This is a genomic window from Actinomadura sp. 7K534, from assembly GCF_004348575.1.
Taxonomy (GTDB): domain Bacteria; phylum Actinomycetota; class Actinomycetes; order Streptosporangiales; family Streptosporangiaceae; genus Spirillospora; species Spirillospora livida.
The window spans coordinates 1-1,548 of the sequence record NZ_SMKB01000472.1 but is presented as its reverse complement, the minus strand read 5'-3'; the positions used below and the strand labels follow the sequence as shown (position 1 = coordinate 1,548).

At 69.3% G+C, this 1,548-nt stretch carries 1 protein-coding gene and 2 pseudogenes; 1 reads left to right on the top strand and 2 read right to left on the bottom strand.

Annotation, left to right across the window (positions count from 1 at the left end; translation table 11 throughout):
- A pseudogene (locus tag E1266_RS37200) lies at positions 1-118 on the top strand (IS5/IS1182 family transposase); the annotation flags it as partial.
- Between the two features lie 6 nt (positions 119-124).
- Here the strand turns inward: E1266_RS37200 and E1266_RS37195 are convergent.
- Positions 125-820 (bottom strand): annotated as a pseudogene (locus E1266_RS37195) (cobyric acid synthase); the annotation flags it as partial.
- Positions 817-1,548 (bottom strand): adenosylcobinamide-phosphate synthase CbiB (cbiB, locus tag E1266_RS37190; protein ID WP_132055266.1); only part of this gene is annotated, 732 nt, incomplete at its 5' end. The pseudogene E1266_RS37195 and the gene cbiB, both read right to left, overlap by 4 nt.

Below are 1,548 nucleotides of genomic sequence, written 5' to 3'. Positions count from 1 at the left end.
AAACGCCCAGCTCAAGAGCTGGCGAATCCTCCGCAAGCTCCGCTGCAGCCCCGGCAAGGCCGGCCACCTCGTCAAGGCCATCGCCGTCCTACAGAACTACGAGATCACCCGAGGATGAAAAAGGTTCCAGGTACAGCCCGAGCGTCCACGGCAGCACCCCGAACGTCGGACGCCCCGTCAGCGCCATGAGCTGCGCGAGCCCCGGCTCCAGCAATTCCCCGGCACCCCGGAACTTGTTGATGACGAAGCCCGCGATCAGCGCCTGGTCCTCGGGGTCGAGCAGCGCCACCGTCCCGTACAACGACGCGAAGACACCACCGCGATCGATGTCGGCCACCACGATGACCGGCAGATCCGCGGCCCTGGCGAACCCCATGTTCACGATGTCGCCGCCCCGCAGATTTATCTCGGCGGGACTACCGGCCCCTTCGCAGATCACGACGTCATAGTCAGCGCGCAGCTCCGCGAAACTGTCCTGCACGACACCGTGGAGCCACTCCTTGCGCTCCCCGTACTGCAGCGCGTCGACCTCCGCCACAGGCCGCCCCAGAACCACGATCTGACTGCGCCGGTCGCTCCCCGGCTTGAGCAGCACCGGGTTCATCACGGCCCTGGGCTCGACGCCGGCCGCCTGTGCCTGCATGTACTGCGCCCGCCCGATCTCCGCCCCGTCGCCCGTGACCATCGAGTTCAGCGACATGTTCTGGGCCTTGAACGGCGCGACCTTGACGCCCTTCCTCGCGAGCCACCGGCACAATCCCGCCGTGACAACGCTCTTGCCCGCGTCCGAGGTGGTCCCCGCGACCAGAAGCCCCGTCACCTGAGGCTCCAGATCACGGCCGCGGCCGCGAACGTCACCGCCGCCGAAAGCCGGACGGCCTTGCGAATGTCCCGCACCTCTGGGGCCCGGCCCTCCCCCATCTCTGGCCGCTTCTCGACGCGTCCCCCGTACTCGTTCACGCCCCCGAGCCGCACCCCGAGAGCCCCGGCGAAAGCGGCCTCACAACGTCCGGCATTGGGACTCGGATGATTGCCGCCGTCCCGCAGCAGCACCCGCCACGCACCGCGTCCCGAACAAAGGGCGACCAATCCTCCGGTCACCCGGGCGGGCACCCAATTGACGGCATCGTCCAGCCGCGCCGCGGCCCACCCGAACCGCTCGTACCGTGAATTCCGGTACCCGACCATCGCGTCGAGCGTGTTGACGGCCCGGTACACGAGCACCCCCGGAACACCCGCCACGGCACCCCAGAGCAACGGCGCGATGGACGCGTCCGACGTGTTCTCCGCCACCGATTCGACTACGGCCCGGGTCAGCCCTCCGGCATCAAGCCCCCGCGGATCCCGAGCACACAGATGAGGGAGCCTTTCCCTGGCCGCCTCCAAATCCCCCCGCTCCAAGAACCGCGCCATGACGAGCCCCTCGCGCCCCAACGACGTCCCCCCGAGCACAGCCCAGGTAACGCCCGCGGTAGCCAGCCCATGCGCGACACGCCCCCGCGCGACCCGCTCGATCCCAACGCCGAGCGCCCCCGCACCCCCCACAAG